This is a genomic window from Actinoplanes sp. NPDC019969, from assembly GCF_055562375.1.
In genome coordinates, this window is record NZ_JBVHFK010000007.1 from 243,766 (window position 1) to 265,326 (window position 21,561).

The following is a 21,561-nucleotide window of genomic DNA, read 5'->3' on the forward strand; positions in this document are numbered from 1 at the left end:
ACCCCTTTCTAGATCAGGTAGTCGCTGAGGCCGCGCTTGAGATAGCGGCCGCGGCCGGCCCGCCCGGTGTACTCCCCGCCGGACGCGATGACCTCGCCGCGGGACAGGACGGTGTCGACCTTCCCGTCGATCTCCCAGCCCTCCCAGGCGGAGTGGTCCATGTTCATGTGGTGCGTCGCGGCGCTGATCCGGGTGCGGCCGTTCGGGTCGTAGAGGACGATGTCGGCGTCCGAGCCGGGGGCGATGATCCCCTTGCGCGGGTAGAGGCCGAACATCCGCGCCGGGGTCGTCGCGATCGTCTCCACCCAGCGGCCCAGCGACAACTTCCCGTCGACCACGCCCTGGTAGAGCAGGTCCACCCGGTGCTCGACGCTGCCGATCCCGTTCGGGATCCTGGAGAAGTCGCCGAGGCCCAGCTCCTTCTGGTCCTTGAAACAGAACGGGCAGTGGTCGGTCGACACCACCGACAGGTCGTTGGTGCGCAGGCCCCGCCACAGGTCGGCCCGGTGCGTCTCGTGCCTGGACCGCAGCGGCGTCGAGCAGACCCACTTGGCGCCCTCGAAACCGGGCGCGCCGAGCTGGTCCTCCAGGGTCAGGTAGAGGTACTGCGGGCAGGTCTCGGCGAAGACGTTCTTCCCTCTGTCTCTTGCCTCCGCCACCTGTTCGAGGGCCTTCGACGCGCTCAGATGGACGATGTAGAGCGGACAGTCGGCCGCCACACTCGCCAGCCAGACGGCCCGGCTGGTGGCCTCGGCCTCCAGTTCCTGCGGGCGGGTCAGGCCATGATGGATCGGGTCCGTCTCGCCGCGTTCCAGAGCCTGCTTGACCAGGACGTCGATGGCCGGGCCGTTCTCCGCGTGCATCATGATCATGGCGCCGTTGTCCCGCGCCTTCTGCATCGCGCGGAGGATCTGGCCGTCGTCGGAGTAGAAGACGCCGGGGTACGCCATGAACAGCTTGAAACTGGAGATGCCTTCCGTGGCCACGAGCTGGTCCATGGCCTTGAGGGACTCGTCGTCCACCCCGCCCAGGATCATGTGGAAGGCGTAGTCGATGTGACAGTTGCCCTCCGCCTTGCCGTGCCAGGCGGCCAGGCCGTCCTGGACGACCTCGCCCGTTCTCTGGACCGCGAAGTCGATGATCGTGGTCGTGCCGCCGATCGCCGCTGCTTTCGTGCCGGTGTCGAAGGTGTCACTGGCGTGCGTGCCGCCGAACGGGAGTTCCATGTGGGTGTGGGCGTCGACGGCGCCGGGGATGACGTACTTGCCGGTGGCGTCGATCACATTTCCGGCATCTGGTGATTTGTCGGGTTGGAAGATCGCGGCGATGGTCTCGCCGTCGACGAGGACGTCGGCCTTCACGGCTCCCGTGGGGCCGACGACCGTCCCGCCCTTGATCAGCAGGGTGCTCACGGCGCCACCAGCCCGTCGTAGCTGTCCGGGCGGCGGTCGCGGTAGAACTGCCACCGGTCCCGGACCGTCCCGAGCAGGCTCAGGTCCAGGTCGCGGATCACCAGCTCCGGGTTGTGGGTGTCCGCCACGTCACCGACGAACCTCCCCTCCGGGTCGACGAAGTACGTCTGCCCGTAGAAGTCGTTGTCGCCCAGGTCCTCGACGCCGACCCGGTTGATCGCGCCGATGAAGTACTCGTTGGCGACCGCGCTGGCCGGCTGCTCCAGCTGCCACAGATAGGACGAGAGGCCGCGGCTGGTGGCCGACGGATTGAACACGATCTGGGCGCCGTTCAGGCCGAGCGCGCGCCAGCCCTCGGGGAAATGCCGGTCGTAACAGATGTAGACGCCGACCTTGCCGACCGCGGTGTCGAAAACCGGATAACCCAGGTTTCCCGGGCGGAAGTAGAACTTCTCCCAAAAACCCTTCACCTGCGGGATGTGGTTCTTGCGATATTTACCGGCGTATTTACCGTCGGCGTCGATCACCGCCGCGGTGTTGTAGAGAACGCCGGGCTGCTCCTGCTCGTACATCGGCAGGACCATGACCATTCCGAGTTCGGCGGCGAGCGCCTGGAACCGCTCGGTGGTCGGGCCGGGGACGCTCTCCGCGTACTCGTAGAAGGCGGGGTCCTGGACCTGGCAGAAGTACGGCCCGTAGAAGAGCTCCTGGAAGCAGATCACCTTCGCGCCCTGGGCGGCGGCCTCACGAGCGTAGTCCTCGTGCGCCTTGATCATCGATTCCTTGTCGCCCGTCCAGGTGGTCTGGACGAGGGCGGCGCGGACGACTCCGGTCGTCATTGCGGCCCCTCTCATTTGATCTTTCGCACGCGCAGTGCGCTTCAAAGCGCCTGTGATCGTGTGTTTACTCCTAGTTAAGGGTTCTGCGCCAGGGCTTGATGGGAAGCTCCGGATGCCGTAGGACACTAACGACACAGATTGAGGCGAACAATTGCCCGTACGTTACGGAATGTTTCGGAGACGATAATTTGCTCAACCTGATCACCGGGGCGGTTCAGGACAGAAGCGCCCGGGGCATCGCGGCCGCCGTGAGCCGCCTCATCACGTCCGGCAGGCTGCCCGCCGGGGCCCGCCTGCCGACCGTCCGGGTGGTCGCCGGCGGGCTCGGCGTCAGCCCGACCACTGTCAGCGAGGCCTGGCGCAACCTGATCCTGGCCGGGGCCATCCGGACCCGCGGGCGGTCCGGGACGTTCGTGGCCGGGCCGCTGCCACCCCGCGACCGGCTCCGGTACGCGCAGATCGGCGGTGCCCGGGTGAACCTGCCGACGGACCTGTCCACCGGCGTGCCCGACCCGCTGCTGCTGCCCGATCTCAGCGCGGCGTTACGGCGGATCGGGGACGGGCGGTGGGCCGGCAGCTACCTCGGCGCCCCGGTGCTGCCCGCCCTGGCAGCCGTCCTCCGGGAGCGGTGGCCGTACCCCCCGGAGAGGCTGACGGTGGTCGACGGCGCGATGGACGCGCTGGACCGGGTGGCCGGCGCGGTCCTGCGCTACGGCGACCACGTGCTCGTCGAGAACCCGGCCTTCCCGCCGCTGCTCGACCTGCTGCAGGCCGTCGGCGCCACCGTGGTCGGGGTGCCGGTGGACTCCGCCGGGATCGACCCCACCGCGTTGCAGCGGGCCGTCCGGGAGTACCGGGCGGTCGCCCTGTTCCTGCAGCCCCGGGCGCACAACCCGACCGGCGCCAGCATGGACGAGGCCCGCGCCGCCCGGCTGGCGAACATCCTCCTCGAAGCGCCGCACCTGCTCGTCGTCGAGGACGACCACGCCGGCGACATCGCCACCGCGCCGCCGGTGAGCCTCGGCCGCTACCTGCCCGACCGCACCGTGCACGTGGCCGGTTTCTCCAAGAGCCACGGGCCCGACCTGCGGCTCGCCGCCGTCGGCGGGCCCGCGCACGTGCTCGACGCGGTCGCCGACCGGCGGCTGCTCGGGCCGGGCTGGTCCAGCCGGCTGCTGCAGAGCGTGCTCCTCGACCTGCTCACCGACCCGGGCGCGGTGGCCCGGGTCGCGGAAGCCCGATCGGTGTACGCGACCCGCCGGTCCGCGCTGGTGACAGCCCTGCGGGAGCGTGGGGTGACCGCCACCGCCGACGACGGGATAAACCTCTGGATGGAGGTCCCCGACCAGCAGAACGCCCTGATCGCGCTCGCCGCGCACGGGATCGCGGCGGCCCCCGGGGCGCCGTTCTGCGTCACCCCGCTCGCCGCCGGCCACCTGCGGATCACCGCGGGCCTGGTCGGCGACGGCTTCGACGACCTGGCCGACGTGCTCGCGGCGGCCGCTTTCGCCTACCGGAACGGAGTAGTTCGTTGAGTCTTCTCGACCGACACCGGGCAGTGATGCCGAGCTGGATGCCCGTCTACTACGGCGACGACGCCCTGGAGATCGTCTCCGGCGGCGGGCGGCGGGTCACCGACGCCACCGGGCGCACCTACCTGGACTTCTTCGGCGGGGTGCTGACCACCATGATCGGGTACGACATCGCCGAGATCAACGACGCCGTCCGCCGGCAGATCGGCACCGGCGTGGCGCACACCTCGACGCTGTACCTGATCCGGCAGCAGGTCGAGCTGGCCGAGAAGATCGCCCGGCTGTCCGGCATCCCGGACGCGCGGGTGTTCTTCACCAACTCCGGCACCGAGGCCAACGAGACCGCGCTGCTGATGGCGACGAACGTACGCCGCTCCCACCAGATCCTGGCGATCAAGAACAGCTATCACGGGCGGTCGTTCGGGACGATGGCGATCACCGGGCACCGGACCTGGTCGTCGAGTTCGCTCAGCCCGCTCACCGTCAACTGGCTGGCGTCGGCGGACCGGCTGCGCGGGCGGATGGCGCGGCTCAGCGACGCCGACGTGATCGACGCGGCGGTCGACGACCTGCGGGAGGTGCTCGCCACGGTCACGGCGGGGGACGTGGCGGCGCTCATTGCGGAGCCGATCCAGGGGGTGGGCGGGTTCGTGCACGGGCCGGACGGGCTGCTCGGGGCGTACCAGAAGGTGCTCTCCGAAAGCGGCATCCTGCTCATCGCCGACGAGGTGCAGACCGGGTGGGGGCGCACCGGCGACCACTTCTGGGGGTTCCAGGCGCACGGGGTGACGCCCGACCTGGTCACCTTCGCGAAGGGGATCGGGAACGGGTTCGCCCTGGGCGGGGTGGTCGGGCGGGCCGGGGTGATGAACGCGGTGCCGGCGATCAGCTTCTCCACCTTCGGTGGCAACCCGGTCAGCACGGCGGCCGGGAACGCGGTGCTCGACTACGTCCTCGACCACGATCTGCAGGGCAATGCGCGGACGGTCGGGGCGATCCTGTTGCGGGGGTTGCGGGCGCTGTCGTACGACGTCCTCGCGGCCGTCCGGGGCCGCGGCCTGATGATCGGTCTCGAATTCGTCCGCCCCGGCACCACCGAGCCCGACCCGGCGGTCACCGTGCGGGTCTTCGATCTGTGCCGGGAGGGCGGGCTGCTGGTCGGCAAGGGCGGGCTGCACGGCAACGTGCTGCGTCTCGGGCCGGCGCTGACGCTGACCGAGGAGGAGGCGCGGGAGGGGCTGGCGATCCTCACCGACGCCATCGCGGCCGCCGACGCGGAATACCGAATCACCTGAATCCGGTATGTCGGGTTTAGTGGTTTTATCAACCCGATGGGGCTAAGGAAAAGTTAACTGTGTGTTCCTTGTGGTAGCGCACCGTAATTTTTAGGTTGCGGTGCGTTCCTTTTGGGAAAACGGCCGGTTAACGGCGGCGGAAACTTGTACATGTCCCGTTCGACCTATGGCAGTGGCCCCGCAACGTCGGTCACGATCACCGCGTGACAGAAACATCCGTGATCTTGGCGCTGGTGGTCATCACGGCCCTGGCCTTCGATTTCACCAACGGGTTCCACGACACCGCCAACGCGATGGCGACCTCCATCGCCACCAAGGCGCTACGGCCCAAGACCGCCGTCGCCCTGTCCGGTGTGCTGAACCTCGTCGGCGCCTTCCTCTCGGTGGAGGTCGCGCTCACCGTCACCAACGCCGTCGTCAAGATCCAGGACAAGAGCGGCGCCCCCAAGGCGGAACTCCTCGCCGACGGCGGCAGCGCCCTGTTGCTGATCATCCTGGCCGGTCTCGTCGGTGGCATCGTCTGGAACCTGCTGACCTGGCTGCTCGGCCTGCCGTCCAGTTCGTCCCACGCCCTCTTCGGCGGCCTGGTCGGCGCCACCCTCGCGGGTCTCGGCGTGGCCGGTGTCAACTGGAACGGCGACGGCTCGAAGCTTGACGGCGTCGTCGGCAAGGTCCTGCTCCCCGCCGTCATCTCGCCGGTGATCGCCGGTGTGGTCGCCGCGGCCGGCACCTGGATCATCTTCAAGATCACGACCGGTGTCGCGGCCCGCTTCACCGAGCAGGGCTTCCGCTGGGGCCAGATCGGCAGCGCCTCCCTCGTCTCCCTCGCGCACGGCACCAACGACGCGCAGAAGACCATGGGCGTGATCACCCTCGCGCTGATCGCCAGCGGCCACTGGAGCGACACCGACAACATCCCGCTCTGGGTCAAGGTCTCCGCGGCGCTCGCCATCGCGCTCGGCACCTACCTCGGCGGGTGGCGGATCATCCGGACCCTCGGCAAGGGCATCACCGACATCAACCCGCCGCAGGGCACCGCCGCGCAGTCCGGCGCCGCCGCCGTCATCCTCGCCTCCAGCCACCTCGGCTTCGCCCTCTCGACCACCCACGTGGCCACCGGCTCCGTGATCGGATCCGGTCTCGGCCGCCCCGGCGCCACGGTCCGCTGGGCCGTCGCCGGCCGGATGGTCCTGGCCTGGCTGATCACCCTGCCCGCGGCCGGCCTGGTCGGCGCCGCGATGTGGTACATCGGCGACACCGTCGGCGGCACCGCCGGCGCCCTGGTCGTCTTCACCCTGCTGGTCCTCGCCTCCGGCGCGATGTACCTGAAGTCCCGCACCGGCAAGGTCGACCACGAGAACGTCAACGACGACTGGGACGGCGCCTCTCCTGCCGCTCCCGCTGCCCCCGTCCCCGCCGCGGCTCACTGAAGGACGGCGCAGAATGCACAACCTCGGATTCGCGCTCGACGGGGCGTGGCAGGTCCTGCTCGCCGGTCTCGCCCTCGGCGCCGGGCTGCCCATCCTGTTCGCCCTCGGCATCCGCTCGCTGGCCTGGGGCGCCGGTTCGGTCGCCGTCGACGAGACCGGCGTCACCGCGAACGACCGGAGGCCGCTCGGCACGGTTCTCGGCTACGCCCTGTTCGCTGTCGTGATCATCGGCGTGCTGCTCGGTCTCACGTTCATCGTGGCCAGCGGGTTCGGCTACAAGCTGGACTTCTCCCACATCTTCCCGACACTCGTCGCGAAGTGACCCGTTAGCGAGGATGGCCCCGGCTCTGCAGCCGGGGCCATCCTCGCTTTCCCTTGCGTGCTCTCTCCCGGGTCAGACCAGGGAGCGGGCCAGGACGCCGATGTCGGGGTTGTCGGTGAACAGGCCGTCGATGCCGGTGCGCAGGAACGTCACCTGCTCGTCGATCGACTTGCCGTACGCCGCCACATCCGTGCCCACCCGCAGCTCCGCCGGCAGGAACGAGTTCTCCGCCCGGAACGTGTAGGGGATCACCTTCAGGCCGGCCGCGTGCGCGTTCGCGACCAGGGTGGTCGGCGTGCCCAGCGTGCCGTCCGCCTTCCGCGGGATGATCTGGTTCTTCTCCGGGCCGAGACCGTCGGCGAACACCGACAACTCCTTGAGACCGGCCGGCGTCAGGTAGTCCGCGTACGACCGCGGGTCGTTGAACGGGTTCCCCGAGGCACTGGTCAGGAACACCAGCGGAACCTCCACCCGGTGCACCCTGGCCAGGGTGCGCAGGTTCGCCGCCTCGAACGACTGGATGAAGACCTTCGCGCCCCGCCTGTCCAGCCCGTTCCGGCGCAGCGTGCGGACCAGCGGCTTCTCCAGCCCCAGGCCGATGCTCTGGAAGAAGGTCGGGTGCTTGGTCTCCGGGAACACCCCCAGCTCCCGGCCCAGCTCCTGGGAGAGCCGCTTGCGCAGGTCGAGGACCTCCTGGAAGGTCGGCACCTCGAAGTAGCCGTCGTAGATCGTGTTCTGCTGGCGGATCGCCGGGATCCGCTCCACCGCCCGCAGCGTCTTCAGCTCGGCGAGCGTGAAGTCCTGCGTCCACCAGCCGGTCACACTGACCCCGTCCAGCACGACGGTCCGCTTCCGGCCGGCGAACTCGGCCCGCGACGCGACGTCGGTGGTGCCGCCGATCTCCGGCTCGTGCCGGCAGACCAGGACGCCGTCCTTGGTGCTGACCAGGTCCGGCTCCAGGTAGTCGGCGCCGAGTCGGGCGGCCAGCTCGTACGACGCGAGGGTGTGCTCCGGCCGGTAACCGGAGGCGCCGCGGTGACCCACCACGAGCACCTTGCTCCGGGCATTACCGTGCGCTCCGGCCCACGCCGGCGCGGAAACAGCCCCGGCCAGCGCCGGAGCGGCGGCGGCGACAGCCCCGAAGCGCAGCACCTGACGGCGATCTGCCACGTTGTCCTCCACAGGTCCTCAGCACCGGCGTCCCTCGCCGGATCCCGCTCAGAGTCGACGTGATCGATTCGTCCCCCAAGCAGCCGTGTCATGGCGCGTCCTTGAACGACGGGCCAATCTCCCCACCCGACCCTTCCCGTCATCCTCGGTCAAGTCCACTGCGGATCGGTCCCCGGCGGACCGCGCCGTGCCACCTCCCGCCCGGCCCGGGGCAGCGGCCCTGCCCCGGACGTCGCACCGCCCGGGACCGAGGCGGGCGCCGCATTCGCCGGTCAGGAAGCCGCCAGGGCCGCCGCATCGGTGTCGCGGGGCACCCGGAGCAGCGCCTGCTGGAAGTCCAGCGGCCACGGCGTGTGCCCGGCCGCCTCCAGCCGGGCGAGTCTCTCGACCAGGAGCCGGGCGTCGATGCTGCCGGTGACATGGGTGGGTGTGGCGAGCAGCAGCGGCGCCGGGGTGCCGGCCAGTCCCGCCGCGACCTCGGCGACGCGGTAGGTGAGCACACCCGTCGGCGTGTGCAGCCGCGACGCCAGGTCGGTGCGGGTCGCCGCAGCCAGGCGAGCTGAGCCTTGACGATCGTCTTCTCCGGGCGCAGCAGGGCCGCCCCGGAGACCTCCAGGAGGACCTCCCACTCCAGCAGCCCGGCCTCGTCGGCGGCCCGCAGCGACTGCTGGGCGAGCGTGGCCACCGGCGACGGCGCCTCGGACAGCACCCGTGCGGAGAGCGGGGCGTGGGCGGCCAGCTCGGTCCCCACACCGTCCGTCTCGAACACCGCGGGCGGGAGAAGATCGAGGAACGGCTCCCCGTGCAGCCGCTCGGCCAGCGGGGTCGCCGGGTGACTGTGCACGGCGGTCAGCCAGCTCCGCAGGACCCCTCGGTCACCGGGGGATCGGTGCCCTCCGTCAGCAGGGCCGTGACGAACAGCCAGTCACGGACGCGGGGGACGCCGCGGGCCGGGATGCGGTGGGCGGGCCGCATCCCGAGATCACCCACCCAGCGCAGGCCACGGGCCCGGGCGATCTCCAGGAAGTGCTCGGTGGGGATCTCGTGCCAGTCGCGGATCTGCTGGTGCAGGAGCATCGTGGCGGCCCGGGCCGCGATCACCGCGAGCCCGTAGAACCCGGTCGTGACATAGGTGTTCCGCCACCACCGGATGCCGGCACCCTCGATGGGGGTACGACAGGCCTCAGAGCCGCAGGTGAGCCCAGTCCAGCAGCCCGTCCCCGAGATCGCGGACCCGTGCGAGCAGCCCGAGCCGCGCCGCCCGCAGCGCCGGGTCGTCGGCCATCACGAACACCTCGTCGAAGAACGTCCCCACCGGTTCGACCAGCGGCCGGGTGGCGGTCACGAAACCCTCCAGATCCGGTTCGGACGGGACGGCCACGGCTTCCACGGCGGCGTGCAGTGCCAGCTCGGCGGGTTCCTTCAGGACGGACGGGTCGTAGCCGGCCGGGGTGCCCGCCGGAACGATGCGCCGGGCCCGCTGGATGGCCGCCGCCACCGCGAGGAAGCCGGGGTCGGTGACCGCCGTGCCGAGCTGGGCCAGCAGGCTGTCGGCGAGGGCCGGCCGGGCGGCGTGCGGCAGGACCGCCCGCACCCGGTCGACCGGCTGCCCCTCCTCGGTGAGCACCTGCTCGAGACGCTTGGCCAGGAAGTCCGCGCATGCGGCGAGGACCTCGGCGGGCACCGGCACCGGCTGCGCGGCGGCCGCCAGCTCGAGGCCGTCGGCCAGGGAGAACCCGGCCAGCGCGGGGGTGGCCCGGTGCACCGCGAGCAGGCCGAGCACGGCACGGCGTACCGCGAAGGGGTCGCTCGATCCGGTCGGCAGCCCGACCGTCGCGGCGAGCCCGGCGATCAGGTCGAGCCGGTCGGCCAGCGACAGCACCGCGCCGGCCACCGTCGACGGGAGCGCGTCACCGGTGTTGCGGGGCAGCTCCGCCTCGTAGACGGCCTGCGCCACCGCCCGGTCCTCGCCGGCGTGCAGCGCGTAGTCCCGTGCCATCACCCCGGCCAGGCTGGTCATCTCCGTGACGAGCTGCGAGCCGAGGTCGAATTTCAGCAGTTCAGCAGCCCTGCTCAGGGCAGGTGTGCCAACTTTTTGCCGGTCCGCCAGGGCGAGAGCCAGGTTGGCGATCCGGTCGGCACGATCAGCCATCGAGCCGAGTCTGTCAGTGAAGGTGAGGCGAGTGAGATGGGCTCTCATCTCCGCGAGCGGGGTCTCGAGGTCCGCGCGGTAGAAGAACGCCGCGTCCTCGTAACGGGCCCGCAGCACCGCCTCGTTGCCGGCGCGCACCAGTTCCACGTCGACCGGCCCGTTCGCCACCGTGACGAACATCGGCAGCAGCGCCCCGTCCGCGTCCCGCACCGGCAGGTAACGCTGGTGTCTGCGCATCACCGTGGTCAGCACCGCGTCCGGCAGCGACAGATAGCTCTCGTCGAAGGTGCCGAGCAGCGGCAGCGGCTGTTCGACCAGGTCGGTGATCTGGTCGATGAGCGCCGCCTCGCCCTTGACGTCGATCCGCCCGTCCGGATAGACGAGGTCCTGCGCCCCGATGACGATCAGCTCGCGGCGGTCCTCGTGGTCGGCGACGATCCCGTTGACGCCGAGCGTCTCGAGGAAGGTCTCGGCCGAGGCGATGTCGGCGTGCGGCGGCACGGCGGTGCGCAGCAGCCGGGTGCGGCGGCCGGCGGCGAGTGTCGAGACGGCCACCGGCACGACGTCGTCGCCCCACAGCGCGGTCAGCCACCGCACCGGGCGGCTGAAGGCGAGCTTCGGGTCGTTCCACCGCATGTTCTTGGCGGCCCGCAGCCCGGTCACGACCTGCGCGAGCACGGCGGCGAGCACGGTGGGCGCCGCGCGCCCGGCTTCGTGCTTCCGGACAACCACATGGGGTACGCCGTGGACGTCCTCGGTCTCGACCTGGTCGATCGTGACGCCCTGCCCCCGGGCGAATCCTTCGAGGGCCTTGGTGGGCGCGCCGTCCCCGCCGTACGCCGCCTGGGTCTTGGGACCCTTGACCGTGCGGACGTGGTCGCTCTCGCGGGCCGCGACCGCCGGGACGACGGCGATGAGCCGGCGCGGCGTGCCGAAGACCCGCACCTGGCCGTGACCGAGACGGGTGGCCGCCAGACCTTCGGCGAGCAGCCGTTGCACCTGGTCGCGGGCTGAGCGCAGCTCGCTCGGCGGCAGTTCCTCGGTGCCGATCTCGAAGACGAGGGTGCGCTCGCCGTCGTCGGTCTGGACCGTGCCGGCGGGCCGGGCGGCGTCCGGCGGGGTGATCGTCCCGAGCGGCAGGCCGAGTTCGGTGCGGCGCCCGACCCAGAGCTTGGCGACCTCACCGGCGAGGCGGCGCATCCGGGCGAATTCGGCGGCCCGCTCGGCGGTGGAGACCGCGCCGCGCGAGTCGAGCACGTTGAAGGCCTGCGAGCACTTCAGGACGTAGGAGTGGGCCGGCACCGGCAGCCCCGCGTCGATCATGCGCTGCGCCTCGGCGGCGTAGATCTCCAGCAGCCGCCGGTTGGCGTCGATGTCGGCGTCGTCGAGGTAATACCGCGACATCTCGTATTCGGACTGCCCGAAGACCTCGCCGTAACTGACGCCGGGGGAGTATGCGATCTCCTTGAAGTGGGTCTTCTCCTGGAGCGCCATGATGATCCGCTCGATGCCGTACGTGATCTCCACGCTGACCGGGTCGAGGTTGAGGCCACCGGCCTGCTGGAAATAGGTGAACTGGGTGATCTCCAGCCCGTCCAGCCAGACCTCCCAGCCCAGGCCCCACGCGCCGAGCGCCGGGGAGGCCCAGTTGTCCTCGACGAACCGGACGTCGTGGGCGGTCACGTCGATGCCGATCGCCGCGAGGCTCCCGAGGTACAGCTCCTGCGGGTTGCCGGGGTCGGGCTTGAGAATGACCTGGAGCTGGGTGTGGGTCTGGAGCCGGTTCGGGTTCTCGCCGTAACGGGAGTCGTCCGGGCGCACCGACGGCTCGGGGTAGACGACCCGCCACGGCTCCGGCCCGAGCACCCGCAGGAACGTGGCGGGGTTCAGGGTTCCCGCGCCGACCTCGGTGTTCATCGGCTGGACGATCAGGCACCCCTGTTCCGTCCAGTACGCGGTCAGCCGGGCCAGTGCGTCCTGCATGGTGAGCATGGGATCGAAGTCTAGGTGCGCCCGCACGGGGGTAGGTACGCGAATATGCTCGCCGGAGATCTTTACGCCTTCCAGGACCTACTAACGGATGAAGAAACCGCCACCGTCCAGCGGGTGCGCGAGTTCCTCGAGACCGAGGTCACGCCGATCGCCAACGAATACTGGGCGCGGGCCGAGTTCCCGTCCCACCTGATCAAACAGTTCGCCGGGCTGGGGCTGGCCGGGGCGGAGCGGTCCTCGCTGCTCGACGGCTGGCTGGCGCTGGAGATGGGGCACGCCGACGCCTCGATGGCCACCTTCTACGGGGTGCACGCCGGTCTGGCGATGGGCAGCATCCAGGAGTGCGGCTCGCCCGAGCAGCGGGAGCGGTGGCTGCCGGCGATGGCGTCGTTCGACCAGGTCGGGGCGTTCGCGCTGACCGAGCCGGACGGTGGGTCCGACGTCGCGGCCGGGCTGCGGACCACGGCCCGGCGGGAGGGCGACACCTGGGTGCTCGACGGCCGCAAGCGCTGGATCGGCAACGCCACCTTCGCCGACCTGATCGTGGTCTGGGCCCGGGATGAGGCCGACGACCAGGTCAAGGGGTTCGTGGTGCCGAAGGACGCGCCCGGGTTCACCGCCACCAAGATCGAGAACAAGATCGCCCTGCGGATCGTGCAGAACGCGGACATCGAGCTGACCGGGGTCCGGGTGCCGGAAGCGGACCGGCTCCAGCTGGCCCGCTCGTTCAAGGACACCGCCCGGGTGCTGCAGCAGACCCGGGCCGGGGTGGCCTGGCAGGCGGTCGGCGTGATGCTGGCGGCCTACGAGATCGCCCTGCGCTATGCCGGGGAGCGCACCCAGTTCGGCCGCCCGATCGCGAAGTTCCAGCTGGTCCAGGACCTGCTGGTGCGGATGGTCGGCAACGTGACCGCGTCGCTGGGCATGTGTGTGCGGCTCGCCCAGCTGCAGGACGCCGGGGTCTACAAGGACGAGCACTCGGCGCTGGCCAAGGCCTATTGCACGACGAGGATGCGGGAGGTGGTGGGGTGGGCGCGCGAGCTGCTGGCCGGCAACGGCATCGTCCTGGAGTACGACATCGGCCGGTTCGTGGCGGATGCCGAGGCGCTCTACTCCTACGAGGGCACCCGCGAGATCAACTCACTGATCGTGGGCCGGGCGATCACCGGCCACGGCGCGTTCGTCTGACGTCCGCGCCGGCCGGCGACCCGTCAGATGTAGTCCTTGCGGTGTGTGCGCTGGGACGCGGTGAAGGAGATGTCGCACGAGGTCAGCTGGCCGGCCGGGGCCGGCTTGCTGGTCCACTCGAGGTAGAGGTGGCCCTTCGTGACGCCCGGCTTCAGCTCGAAGCTGGTCGGCCCCTCGCCGTCCGGGAACTCGCGCCAGCCCGGGTCGCCGGGCTTGGCGGTGTTCGCCGGGTCGCTGGTGAAGCCGATCCGGCCGCCGGACTTCGGCTGCAGGCAGTCCCGGTCCAGTTCGACGCGGACCGGGCCGGGGCCGATGAACTGCTCCGGGCCGGTGGCCTTGCAGGACGGCAGGCAGGACAGCTGGGTCGCGGTCCAGGTGTAGAGCATCCGGTCGACCTGCCGGTCGACGTAGACGGCGAGGAAGTCGGTGGCGCTGGCCAGGATCGGCTGCCGCCGGTTGCGGTACTCGGCGAGGTATTCGCCGGTGGCGGTGGCCTTCACCGTGTGCCGGAAGTGCCCGGAGTCGGCGGCGGCGACCGCTCCGAGGTAGATCTTCGGGCCCTGCTGCCCCTTGCGGAACCAGAAGCGCACGGTCCCGGCGTTGCCGGTCCCGCGCCCGGCGAAGCCGGCCCAGCCGCTCAGCACCACCGGCGCGCCGGGCGTCGTCTCGTCCGGCGCGGCGGCGAACTCCATGCTCGTCTCCGGCGTCCGGGCCGGGGCGGACAAAGCCGGGGTCCGCGCCGGGGCGGACAAAGCCGGGGTCCGCGCCGGAGCGGACAGTGCCGGGGTACGCGCCGGCTCGGGTGCCGCCCGCACCGGGGTCGCGCCGGCCAGTGCGGCTACCAGCGCGGTGCCGGTCGCTACCAGCGCGGTGCCGGTCGCGTGCAAGCGGGGAGAGCCCACCATGTCCTCCGTGGGGTAGTTTCGTGACTTTTCAGCCCGAAAGCTACCAGTATGAGGTCCGGCTTCCGCCGTTTATGACGGGTTCCGGCGAGTCAGTGGCCCGAATCCGCCAGGCGTACCCCGCCGCCACCGCGTTTCGCCTGGTACATGTAGGCGTCCGCCTCGCGCATCAGCTCGCCGACCTCGGTGCCGTGCGCCGGGAAGACCGCCACCCCGATGCTCGCGCCGATCTGCACCGGTTCACCCTCGATGTCGAACGGTTCCCGCAGCCGCTCGCAGATCCGTTCGCCCACACCGATCGCCGCCTGCTCGTCCGGGTCACAGGTGAGCAGCACCGAGAACTCGTCGCCGCCGAGCCGCGCCACCAGGTCCGGCCGCCGGATCACGCCCTGCAGGCGCTTGGCGACCAGCTGCAGCAGCACATCGCCCGCGTGGTGCCCGACGGTGTCGTTGACCTGCTTGAACCCGTTCAGGTCGAGCAGCAGCAGCGCCACCTGGGTGCCGGTCGCCGCGGCGATCTCCACCGCCACGTCGGCCCGGTCCAGCAGCAGCTTGCGGTTCGGCAGCCCGGTCAGCGAGTCGTGGAACGCCTGCCGGGTCAGCTCGTTCATGTGCACCTCGGCGGCCTGCCGCATCCGGGCGCTGTCCATGATCAGGGTGCCTTCGACGGCGAGCTGTTCGGCGAGGATCCGGTCCTGCACGGTCCAGTCCCGGGTGGCCCCCGAGTCGCCGCACATCACCATGCCGACCGGGCCCTGCGCGCTCATCAGCGGCATCGCGACGAACGACTGCACGCCGATGGTCTGCACCAGGCCGCCGGGGCGCACCTTCGTGGTGGTCACGTCACCGACCAGCATGGGCTCGCCCTTGTCCGCGGCGCCCCGCCAGACCGGCGAGTCGGACGCCGCCTTGCCGAGCAGGTTGGCGGCGAGCGACGCGTGGATCTCATCGGAGAAACCGACCCCGTGCACGTACCGGATCCGCCCCTCACCGTCGATCAGGTACATCGCGGCGCGTTCGGTGCGGAACGCCGTCGCGCACGAGCGGGCCAGCAACTCGGCCGCGCTCTCCACGTTGCCGGCGGTCATGCCCTGCTCGAACAGCTCGCGGATGGTGGCGCTGCTGTGCGCGACGAACTGCCGCTGCTTCTCCGCGGCCAGCCCCTGCAGGGTGGTCGCGAAATGCAGCGCCATCGTGGAGATGGTGTCCTGCTGGAGAGCGGCCAGGTCCGGGCCGGTCAGCAGCAGGATGCCGACGGTCTGCCCGCCGATGCGCAGGCGGATCGCCATCTGCTCGCCGTTCACCACCGGCTTGCCGCCGGCCGGGGCGCGGAACACCTTGCCGGCCACCAGCTGGTCACGCCTGCCGGGTTCGCCGATCCGGGCGCTGACCGTCATCATGCCGGTCACCGAGTCCAGCTCGAAGACGGTGGCTGCGGTCAGGCCGGCGATCTCCCGCAGGTGCGGCGCCGTCAGATCGAGAACGTGCTGCACCGACGGGGTGTCCTTGGTCATGAAGGCCACCAGCTCGGCCAGCAGCAGCCCCTGCCGGTCCGGCGTCATCAGGTCCCCGCCGGCCCCCTCCACCAGGGAACCGGCTGTGTGCATCGCACTGCCCACGCTCATGGTCCTAGTGGTCGGCACCGCGGCCCGCCGGTTGAGCCGTGACCGCCGTGCCGCAGGTCGCAAATCGGGTGCGGCTGATAATCACCCGGTGGAGATCAAAGCGCTTATCCTCGACTTCGACGGCCTGCTGATGGACACCGAGACCACGCTGCTGGACAGCTGGCGGCAGCTGTGGCGCTGGCACGGTCGGGAGCTGGACGAGTCGTCCTTCTTCGCCGACCACGGCGGCGACGTCAGCGAGGACCGTTACGCGCAGCTCGCGGCGGCTGCCGGGCCGGGGTTCGACCGGGCGGCCGGTCACGCGCGGCGGATGGCGTACCGGGAGACGTTGCACGAGACGCTGGGCCTGACCGCCGGCCTCACCGGCTGGCTGGCCGCCGCCGAGGCCGCGGGCCTGCGGCTGGCGGTGGCGAGCAGCTCACCGCGACCGTGGGTGACCGGGCATCTGGCCCGGACCGGCGATCTCGCCCGCTTCGAGGTCGTGGCCTGCGGCGACGAGGTCGGCGCGCACAAGCCGGACCCCGCCGTCTACCGGCTGGCCCTGGAGCGTCTCGGCCTGCCCCCGCAGGCGGCGGTGGCCTTCGAGGACACCGCGCACGGCGTGTCGGCAGCGCTCGCCGCCGGCTTGCGCTGCGTCGCGATCCCCAACCGGTACGCCGACACGTCCCGTTTCACCCACGCCGACCTGGTTCTCCCGGCCGCCACCGCCGCCACCCTCGGTGACGTCCTGGCCGGGCTGGGCGCTCCGGCTTAGGCAGGAGATGGTCGCGCGGTGACGTCCTGGCCGGGCTGGGTGGTCCGGCTCAGGGGGCCGGGGGTTGCGCGTGACGTCGTGGCCGGGCTGAGTGGTCCCGCTCAGCAGTCCGATGGTCGCGGTCCGCGGAGATCCCCGATGTCGTACGGCCAAAGCTCCCCTCGGGCCGGTGTAACAAGCCCGGCCGCCGTGACCCACCCCGGCATCGGCCTCCGAGGAGGTGCGGCTCAGCACCTGCACCGGGCCGGGCAGCCAGTCCCGGGTGCCGTTCCACGGGTCGAAGCCGTACCCGCCGCGGGTGCGGCTGACCCGGCTGCGGACGGTGGATTCGGTGACGCCGAGGACGGCGGCGGCCTCGGGGTAGGAGACGCCGGAACCAGAGGCAGAGCGCGACGGCTTCGCGTCCGGCGCGGGGCGGATGACGTACTGCGGTGAGCACCTCCCGCATCGGCCGTTCGTCGTCGGGGCGGCCGGCCACGTCGTCAGCCGGGTCGGCGACCGGGCCGTCGCCCGGCGCCCGGAGCAGGCGGTGGCTCCACCGGGGGAGGGGCGTCCCTGCTCCGGGGAGCGGGACCAGCGGGTACGGCGTCGTGAACCCAGGGTTGCCCGGCTGTTTCGGAATGATTGCGCTGGGAGCGCTCCCATGTCATGCTCTCCACATCGGCCAGTGATCCCCACCGATGTACGGGCCGACCGTTCCCCGGTGCGCTCCCGCACCTCCCCGTCTCGAGGAGTCCTCATGAGACCCATCCCCTCCCGCGCCAGGGCATTGACGGTCGCCACGGCCGTCGGCGTCGTCGCGGCCTCCGGCGCCGTCGCCGTCGCGACGAGCGCCAGCGCCGCGGCCGGCTGTCGCGTCGACTACTCGGCCAACCAGTGGAGCACCGGCTTCACCGGCAACGTCACCGTCACCAACCTCGGCGACCCGATCTCCGGCGGCTGGAACCTGACCTGGTCCTGGGCCGGCAACCAGCAGATCACCCAGGGCTGGAGCGCCACCATCGCCCAGTCCGGCAAGAACGTCACCGCCACGAACCCGGGCTGGGCGTCGTCGCTGGGCACCAACGGCACCGCCACCTTCGGCTTCAACGCGAACTACTCGGGCACGAACGCCGCGCCCGCCTCGTTCACGCTGAACGGCACGGTCTGCAACGGCTCGACCGGCTCGCCGTCGACCTCGCCGTCGAACTCGACGTCGCCGTCCACCTCGGTGTCCCCGTCGACGTCGGTGTCCCCGTCGACCTCGGTCCCGCCGGACCCGACCGTCAAGGTCGACAACCCGTACGCCGGGGCCAAGGGTTATGTGAACCCGGAGTGGAAGGCCAAGGCCGAGTCGGTCGCCGGCGGCAGCCGGGTCTCGAACAACCCGACCGCGGTCTGGATCGACCGGATCGCCGCGATCGAGGGCACCGAGGACAGCAGCTCGAACGGTGCGATGGGCGTCAAGGACCACCTGGACGCGGCTCTCGCGCAGGGCGCCGGCTACATCCAGTTCGTCATCTACAACCTGCCCGGCCGGGACTGCGCGGCGCTCGCCTCCAACGGTGAGCTCGGCCCGAACGACCTGCCGAAGTACAAGGCCCAGTACATCGACCCGATCGCCGCGATCCAGGCCGACGCGAAGTACAAGAGCCTGCGGATCATCAACATCGTCGAGATCGACTCGCTGCCGAACCTGGTCACCAACGTCTCCGGCCAGCCCGGCGGCACGGCGATGTGCGACACGATGAAGGCGAACGAGGGCTACGTCCAGGGCATCGGTTACGCCCTGAACAAGCTCGGCGCGCTCGGCAACGTCTACAACTACGTCGACGCCGCCCACCACGGCTGGATCGGCTGGGACTCGAACTTCGGCCCGACCGCCGACATCATGCTGAAGGCCGCCCAGGCGTCCGGCAACGTGAAGAACGTGCACGGCTTCATCACCAACACGGCCAACTACTCGGCCCTGCGTGAGCCGTTCGTGCAGCCGACCACCACGGTGAACGGCCAGAGTGTCCGGCAGTCGAAGTGGGTGGACTGGAACCAGTACACCGACGAGCTGTCCTTCGCCCAGGGGTTCCGCGACAAGCTGGTCTCGGTCGGCTTCGACGCCAACATCGGCATGCTGATCGACACCTCACGCAACGGCTGGGGCGGCGCGAACCGGCCCACCGCGGCGAGCACCGACACCAGCAGCGTCGACGCCTACGTCAACAAGTCCCGCATCGACCGCCGGATCCACGCCGGTAACTGGTGCAACCAGGCCGGCGCCGGCCTCGGCGAGCGTCCCACCGCGGCTCCGGCCTCCGGTATCGACGCCTACGTCTGGGTGAAGCCGCCGGGCGAGTCGGACGGCTCGAGCACGCTCATCCCGAACGACGAGGGCAAGGGCTTCGACCGGATGTGCGACCCGACCTACACCGGTAACGCCCGCAACGGCAACAGCCTCTCCGGCGCCCTGCCGGGCGCTCCGATCTCCGGGGCCTGGTTCTCCGCCCAGTTCGCCGAGCTGATGGCGAACGCCTACCCGGCGCTCTGATCCACCGGTAACAAAGATCTTCTGGTACGCGGCCGGCCGGCGCCCCTCGGGGAGCCGGCCGGTTCCGCGTCAGCCGGAAAGGCTATTGCAATACGACTGCATCGCAACCTACCGTTGCCGCATGCGCAGGCTCGGGAAACTCGCCAGGTTCGTGGTCGTCTACGAGGTACGCCTCTGGGCGTCCCTGTTCCGCTGGATGTTCCGGCGCCCGGTCCCGGTCGAGCCCGGCACGCAGCGGTTCGCGTACATCGGCGCGGTCCGGATGATCCTCGTCGCCTTCATCGTCGTCTCCGCGATCGAGATCCCGATCCTGGAGCTGATGGTCCCGTGGCGGCCGGTCGCCGACGCCCTGCTGGTCATCGGCGTCTACGGGCTGTTCTGGATGATCGGCCTCTACGCCAGCCTGGTCGTCCACCCGCACCTGATCGGCCCCGCCGGCCTGCGGATCCGCAACAGCGTCACCCTCGACGTGCCACTCGCCTGGGACTCGGTCGCCGCGATCGAGGTACGCCGCCGGTCGATGCCACCCGGCGGCCAGACCCAGCTCGAGGACGGCGTCCTCTCCCTGGGCATGGGCAGTCAGACCAGCGTTGACGTGCGGCTGACCGCCCCGCTCGTGCTCCCGGTCCGCAAGACCAGGGGGCAGCCGGTGACCACGGTCCGGTTCCACGCCGACGACCCGGAGGCCCTGGTCGCGGCGGCCCGCACGTTCACCACCCAGCCGGCGGCGCCGTGAGCGTGCGGATTTCGGGCGCGTAGGACGGCCGAACTGCACACGCTCAGGGTTTGGCGGTGAAGAAGCGGTAGACCGCGCGGTACGGCACACCCTTCGTCCCGCTGCCGGTGCAGGAGCCGCTCGCCACCCCGCCGACGGTGTCGATCCGCTGGACGTAGGTGACCTTGCCGAACAGCCCGTCACCGCGGGTGGTCTTCGCGGTGATCCGCAGCTGCGGGATGCTGTCCGGGTGCTCGGACGGGACCCGCACGACGGTGGCCGGATCCGGGTTCCCCTCCAGCAGCGAGCCGTCCTGGTCCGACTGCCAGCTCGGGCCGCGGTAGTGGATGGCGGTCACCTTCTTCACCGGGCGTACGGTGACGCCGGTCAGCGTGGCGGCCGGTTCGAGCAGGGCCCAGGCGCCGTCGCGGCACCCGTACACCTGGACGCCCTTGGCCTTGAGCACCGCGTGGAGCACGTTGCCGGGCGGCGGCGCCAGCTCGGGCGGCACCCGCGGGTCGACCCCGCGGAAGGACTCCGGCGGGGCGGCGGGCTGCCCGGTGGCGGCCGTGCCGCGGTCGGTGCCGGCGAACGAGACGCCGGCGGGCACCGCGACGGCGACGAGCGCCAGCGCGCCGAACGCGGCGGCGATCCTGAGATGGCGCGGAAGCGTGAGTGTCACGGGGCCCTCCCCTATGGACGGTGACGCTGCGTCCTCACGCTAACCGTTCGTGCTCCCCGGACGGCTTGTTGTGACGGGAAATCACCCGGAGGAAGTGGTCCTACCGGTAGGAGCCGGGCATCGAGTAGAAACCGGTCGGCGCCGTCTGCTCCTCGACCCGGGTCTGCCGGGACCTCGCGCGCAGCCGGACCAGCAGCAGCACGCCGAGGAAGACGCAGATCCCGCCGACGATCAGGCCGGGCCCGAGCAGCGACACGTCGTTGGACACGAGCGCCGCCTCGGCGTCGGTGTCGGTGTCGTCCGGGATGTCGGCCTTCCTGGTGGGCTCGCTCTTCTCTTCCTCGGGTGCGGGAGTGGGGGGGCCCGAGGGTTCCTCGCCGGGCTCGGGGGATGATGCGCCCTCGATCGAGGCCGCGGCCCCGGCGGCGGTCAGCAGCGTGTCCTGCTCGTCGAAGGCGCGCACCTCGAACCGCACGTCGCCGCCGTCCGGCCCGGCGAAGGCGATCTGCCAGCGACCGGTCACGGTACGCCCCCGGCAGGACAGCCCCGGGTCGAGCGCGTCGTCGACGATCGTGGTGGTGGCGCCCTCGGTGGCGATGGTGGTGTCGAACGGCCCGTCGTCCTCGACCCGGGTCACCCGGACCTGTTCGGGGTCGATCTCCGAGCGCAGCAGCAGGGCGAAGCGGACCTTGCGGCAGCGCCGGTTCTCGGAGGTGACGACGGCGGTCACGGTCTTCGCGGCGGCGCCCGGGGTGAAGTCGTCCGGCGCGGTGACCTCCACGCTGAAGCCCCGCACGTCGGCCGCGGCCGGCGTCGCGCCGATCACGGTGTTCAGTACGGCGCCGGCGATGATCGCGCCGGCGAGCGCGACGATCCGGTGACGCATGACGATCCCCCTTCTCAGGCGTGCCGGAAGTTCCCTGCACTACTTAGTTCGCCCAGGGCGCGCGAATGGTTCAGCCGGTGGTCCGCGTGACTCACCCGGTGATCCTTATTTTTTCTTTAACGCGGCAACCTTTTCGGAATCGCC

General features: G+C 70.9%; 18 protein-coding genes and 1 pseudogene. 8 read left to right on the forward strand and 11 right to left on the reverse strand.

Annotation, left to right across the window (positions count from 1 at the left end; translation table 11 throughout):
* Nucleotides 1-8 precede the first annotated feature (8 nt).
* Nucleotides 9-1,412, reverse strand: coding sequence for a dihydropyrimidinase (gene hydA, locus ACZ3II_RS22300; protein WP_465519622.1), 1,404 nt, complete (start codon nt 1,410-1,412; stop codon nt 9-11).
* On the reverse strand, nt 1,409-2,251 hold the full coding sequence (locus tag ACZ3II_RS22305; RefSeq protein WP_465519623.1) for a nitrilase-related carbon-nitrogen hydrolase: 843 nt from the start codon (nt 2,249-2,251) through the stop codon (nt 1,409-1,411). The genes hydA and ACZ3II_RS22305 overlap by 4 nt, the downstream gene beginning before the upstream one ends.
* A 188-nt stretch (nt 2,252-2,439) precedes the next feature.
* On the opposite strand from ACZ3II_RS22305, the gene ACZ3II_RS22310 reads away from it, so the two are divergent.
* From ACZ3II_RS22310 to ACZ3II_RS22325, 4 genes are all read left to right on the forward strand, one after another.
* A complete protein-coding gene (locus tag ACZ3II_RS22310; RefSeq protein ID WP_465519624.1) occupies nt 2,440-3,786 on the forward strand; it encodes an aminotransferase class I/II-fold pyridoxal phosphate-dependent enzyme in 1,347 nt (448 codons plus the stop codon).
* 26 nt (nt 3,787-3,812) lie between these two features.
* Nucleotides 3,813-5,078: an aspartate aminotransferase family protein gene (locus tag ACZ3II_RS22315; protein WP_465519625.1), complete on the forward strand. Its 1,266-nt coding sequence runs from the start codon at nt 3,813-3,815 to the stop codon at nt 5,076-5,078.
* A 203-nt stretch (nt 5,079-5,281) separates the two neighbouring features.
* Nucleotides 5,282-6,508: an inorganic phosphate transporter gene (locus ACZ3II_RS22320; RefSeq protein WP_465519626.1), complete on the forward strand. Its 1,227-nt coding sequence runs from the start codon at nt 5,282-5,284 to the stop codon at nt 6,506-6,508.
* Between the two features lie 13 nt (nt 6,509-6,521).
* Complete coding sequence (locus ACZ3II_RS22325; protein WP_465519627.1) at nt 6,522-6,830, forward strand: hypothetical protein; 309 nt, start codon at nt 6,522-6,524, stop codon at nt 6,828-6,830.
* A 72-nt stretch (nt 6,831-6,902) separates the two neighbouring features.
* Here the strand turns inward: ACZ3II_RS22325 and ACZ3II_RS22330 are convergent, their stop codons facing one another.
* The 4 genes from ACZ3II_RS22330 to ACZ3II_RS22345 all read right to left on the reverse strand — a co-directional run bounded on the left by ACZ3II_RS22330 (nt 6,903) and on the right by ACZ3II_RS22345 (nt 12,144).
* Nucleotides 6,903-8,000: a glycerophosphodiester phosphodiesterase gene (locus ACZ3II_RS22330; protein WP_465519628.1), complete on the reverse strand. Its 1,098-nt coding sequence runs from the start codon at nt 7,998-8,000 to the stop codon at nt 6,903-6,905.
* A gap of 272 nt (nt 8,001-8,272) precedes the next feature.
* On the reverse strand, nt 8,273-8,500 hold the full coding sequence (locus ACZ3II_RS22335) for a DUF7824 domain-containing protein (RefSeq protein WP_465519629.1): 228 nt from the start codon (nt 8,498-8,500) through the stop codon (nt 8,273-8,275).
* A gap of 349 nt (nt 8,501-8,849) precedes the next feature.
* Nucleotides 8,850-9,101, reverse strand: a complete 252-nt coding sequence (locus ACZ3II_RS22340) for a hypothetical protein (RefSeq protein ID WP_465519630.1) — start codon at nt 9,099-9,101, stop codon at nt 8,850-8,852.
* Between the two features lie 82 nt (nt 9,102-9,183).
* On the reverse strand, nt 9,184-12,144 hold the full coding sequence (locus tag ACZ3II_RS22345) for a glycine--tRNA ligase (protein WP_465519631.1): 2,961 nt from the start codon (nt 12,142-12,144) through the stop codon (nt 9,184-9,186).
* Nucleotides 12,145-12,189: 45 nt separating this feature from the next.
* Between ACZ3II_RS22345 and ACZ3II_RS22350 the strand changes: the two genes are divergently transcribed.
* Nucleotides 12,190-13,332, forward strand: coding sequence for an acyl-CoA dehydrogenase family protein (locus tag ACZ3II_RS22350; RefSeq protein ID WP_465519632.1), 1,143 nt, complete (start codon nt 12,190-12,192; stop codon nt 13,330-13,332).
* Nucleotides 13,333-13,355: 23 nt separating this feature from the next.
* On the opposite strand, the gene ACZ3II_RS22355 is transcribed toward ACZ3II_RS22350, so the two are convergent.
* Entirely contained in the window at nt 13,356-14,234 is an 879-nt protein-coding gene (locus ACZ3II_RS22355) for a hypothetical protein (RefSeq protein WP_465519633.1), read from the reverse strand.
* Nucleotides 14,235-14,326: 92 nt separating this feature from the next.
* A complete protein-coding gene (locus tag ACZ3II_RS22360; protein ID WP_465519634.1) occupies nt 14,327-15,859 on the reverse strand; it encodes a diguanylate cyclase domain-containing protein in 1,533 nt (510 codons plus the stop codon).
* A gap of 88 nt (nt 15,860-15,947) precedes the next feature.
* On the opposite strand from ACZ3II_RS22360, the gene ACZ3II_RS22365 reads away from it, so the two are divergent.
* Nucleotides 15,948-16,613 (forward strand): HAD family hydrolase, encoded by a 666-nt coding sequence (locus tag ACZ3II_RS22365; protein WP_465519635.1) that lies wholly within the window; start codon nt 15,948-15,950, stop codon nt 16,611-16,613.
* Between the two features lie 330 nt (nt 16,614-16,943).
* On the opposite strand, the pseudogene ACZ3II_RS22370 reads toward ACZ3II_RS22365, so the two are convergent.
* Nucleotides 16,944-17,363, reverse strand: a pseudogene (locus tag ACZ3II_RS22370) (hypothetical protein); the annotation flags it as partial.
* On the opposite strand from ACZ3II_RS22370, the gene ACZ3II_RS22375 reads away from it, so the two are divergent.
* Both ACZ3II_RS22375 and ACZ3II_RS22380 read left to right on the forward strand, forming a co-directional pair.
* Nucleotides 17,353-19,134, forward strand: coding sequence for a glycoside hydrolase family 6 protein (locus tag ACZ3II_RS22375; protein ID WP_465519636.1), 1,782 nt, complete (start codon nt 17,353-17,355; stop codon nt 19,132-19,134). The pseudogene ACZ3II_RS22370 and the gene ACZ3II_RS22375 sit on opposite strands and share 11 nt — an antisense overlap.
* A 121-nt stretch (nt 19,135-19,255) precedes the next feature.
* Nucleotides 19,256-19,870 carry a PH domain-containing protein gene (locus tag ACZ3II_RS22380; protein ID WP_465519637.1) on the forward strand — a complete coding sequence of 205 codons (615 nt, stop codon included), beginning with the start codon at nt 19,256-19,258 and terminating at the stop codon, nt 19,868-19,870.
* 43 nt (nt 19,871-19,913) lie between these two features.
* On the opposite strand, the gene ACZ3II_RS22385 is transcribed toward ACZ3II_RS22380, so the two are convergent.
* Nucleotides 19,914-20,531, reverse strand: coding sequence for a DUF3455 domain-containing protein (locus ACZ3II_RS22385; RefSeq protein ID WP_465519638.1), 618 nt, complete (start codon nt 20,529-20,531; stop codon nt 19,914-19,916).
* Nucleotides 20,532-20,631: 100 nt separating this feature from the next.
* A complete protein-coding gene (locus tag ACZ3II_RS22390) occupies nt 20,632-21,417 on the reverse strand; it encodes a hypothetical protein (RefSeq protein ID WP_465519639.1) in 786 nt (261 codons plus the stop codon).
* Nucleotides 21,418-21,561: the final 144 nt, after the last annotated feature.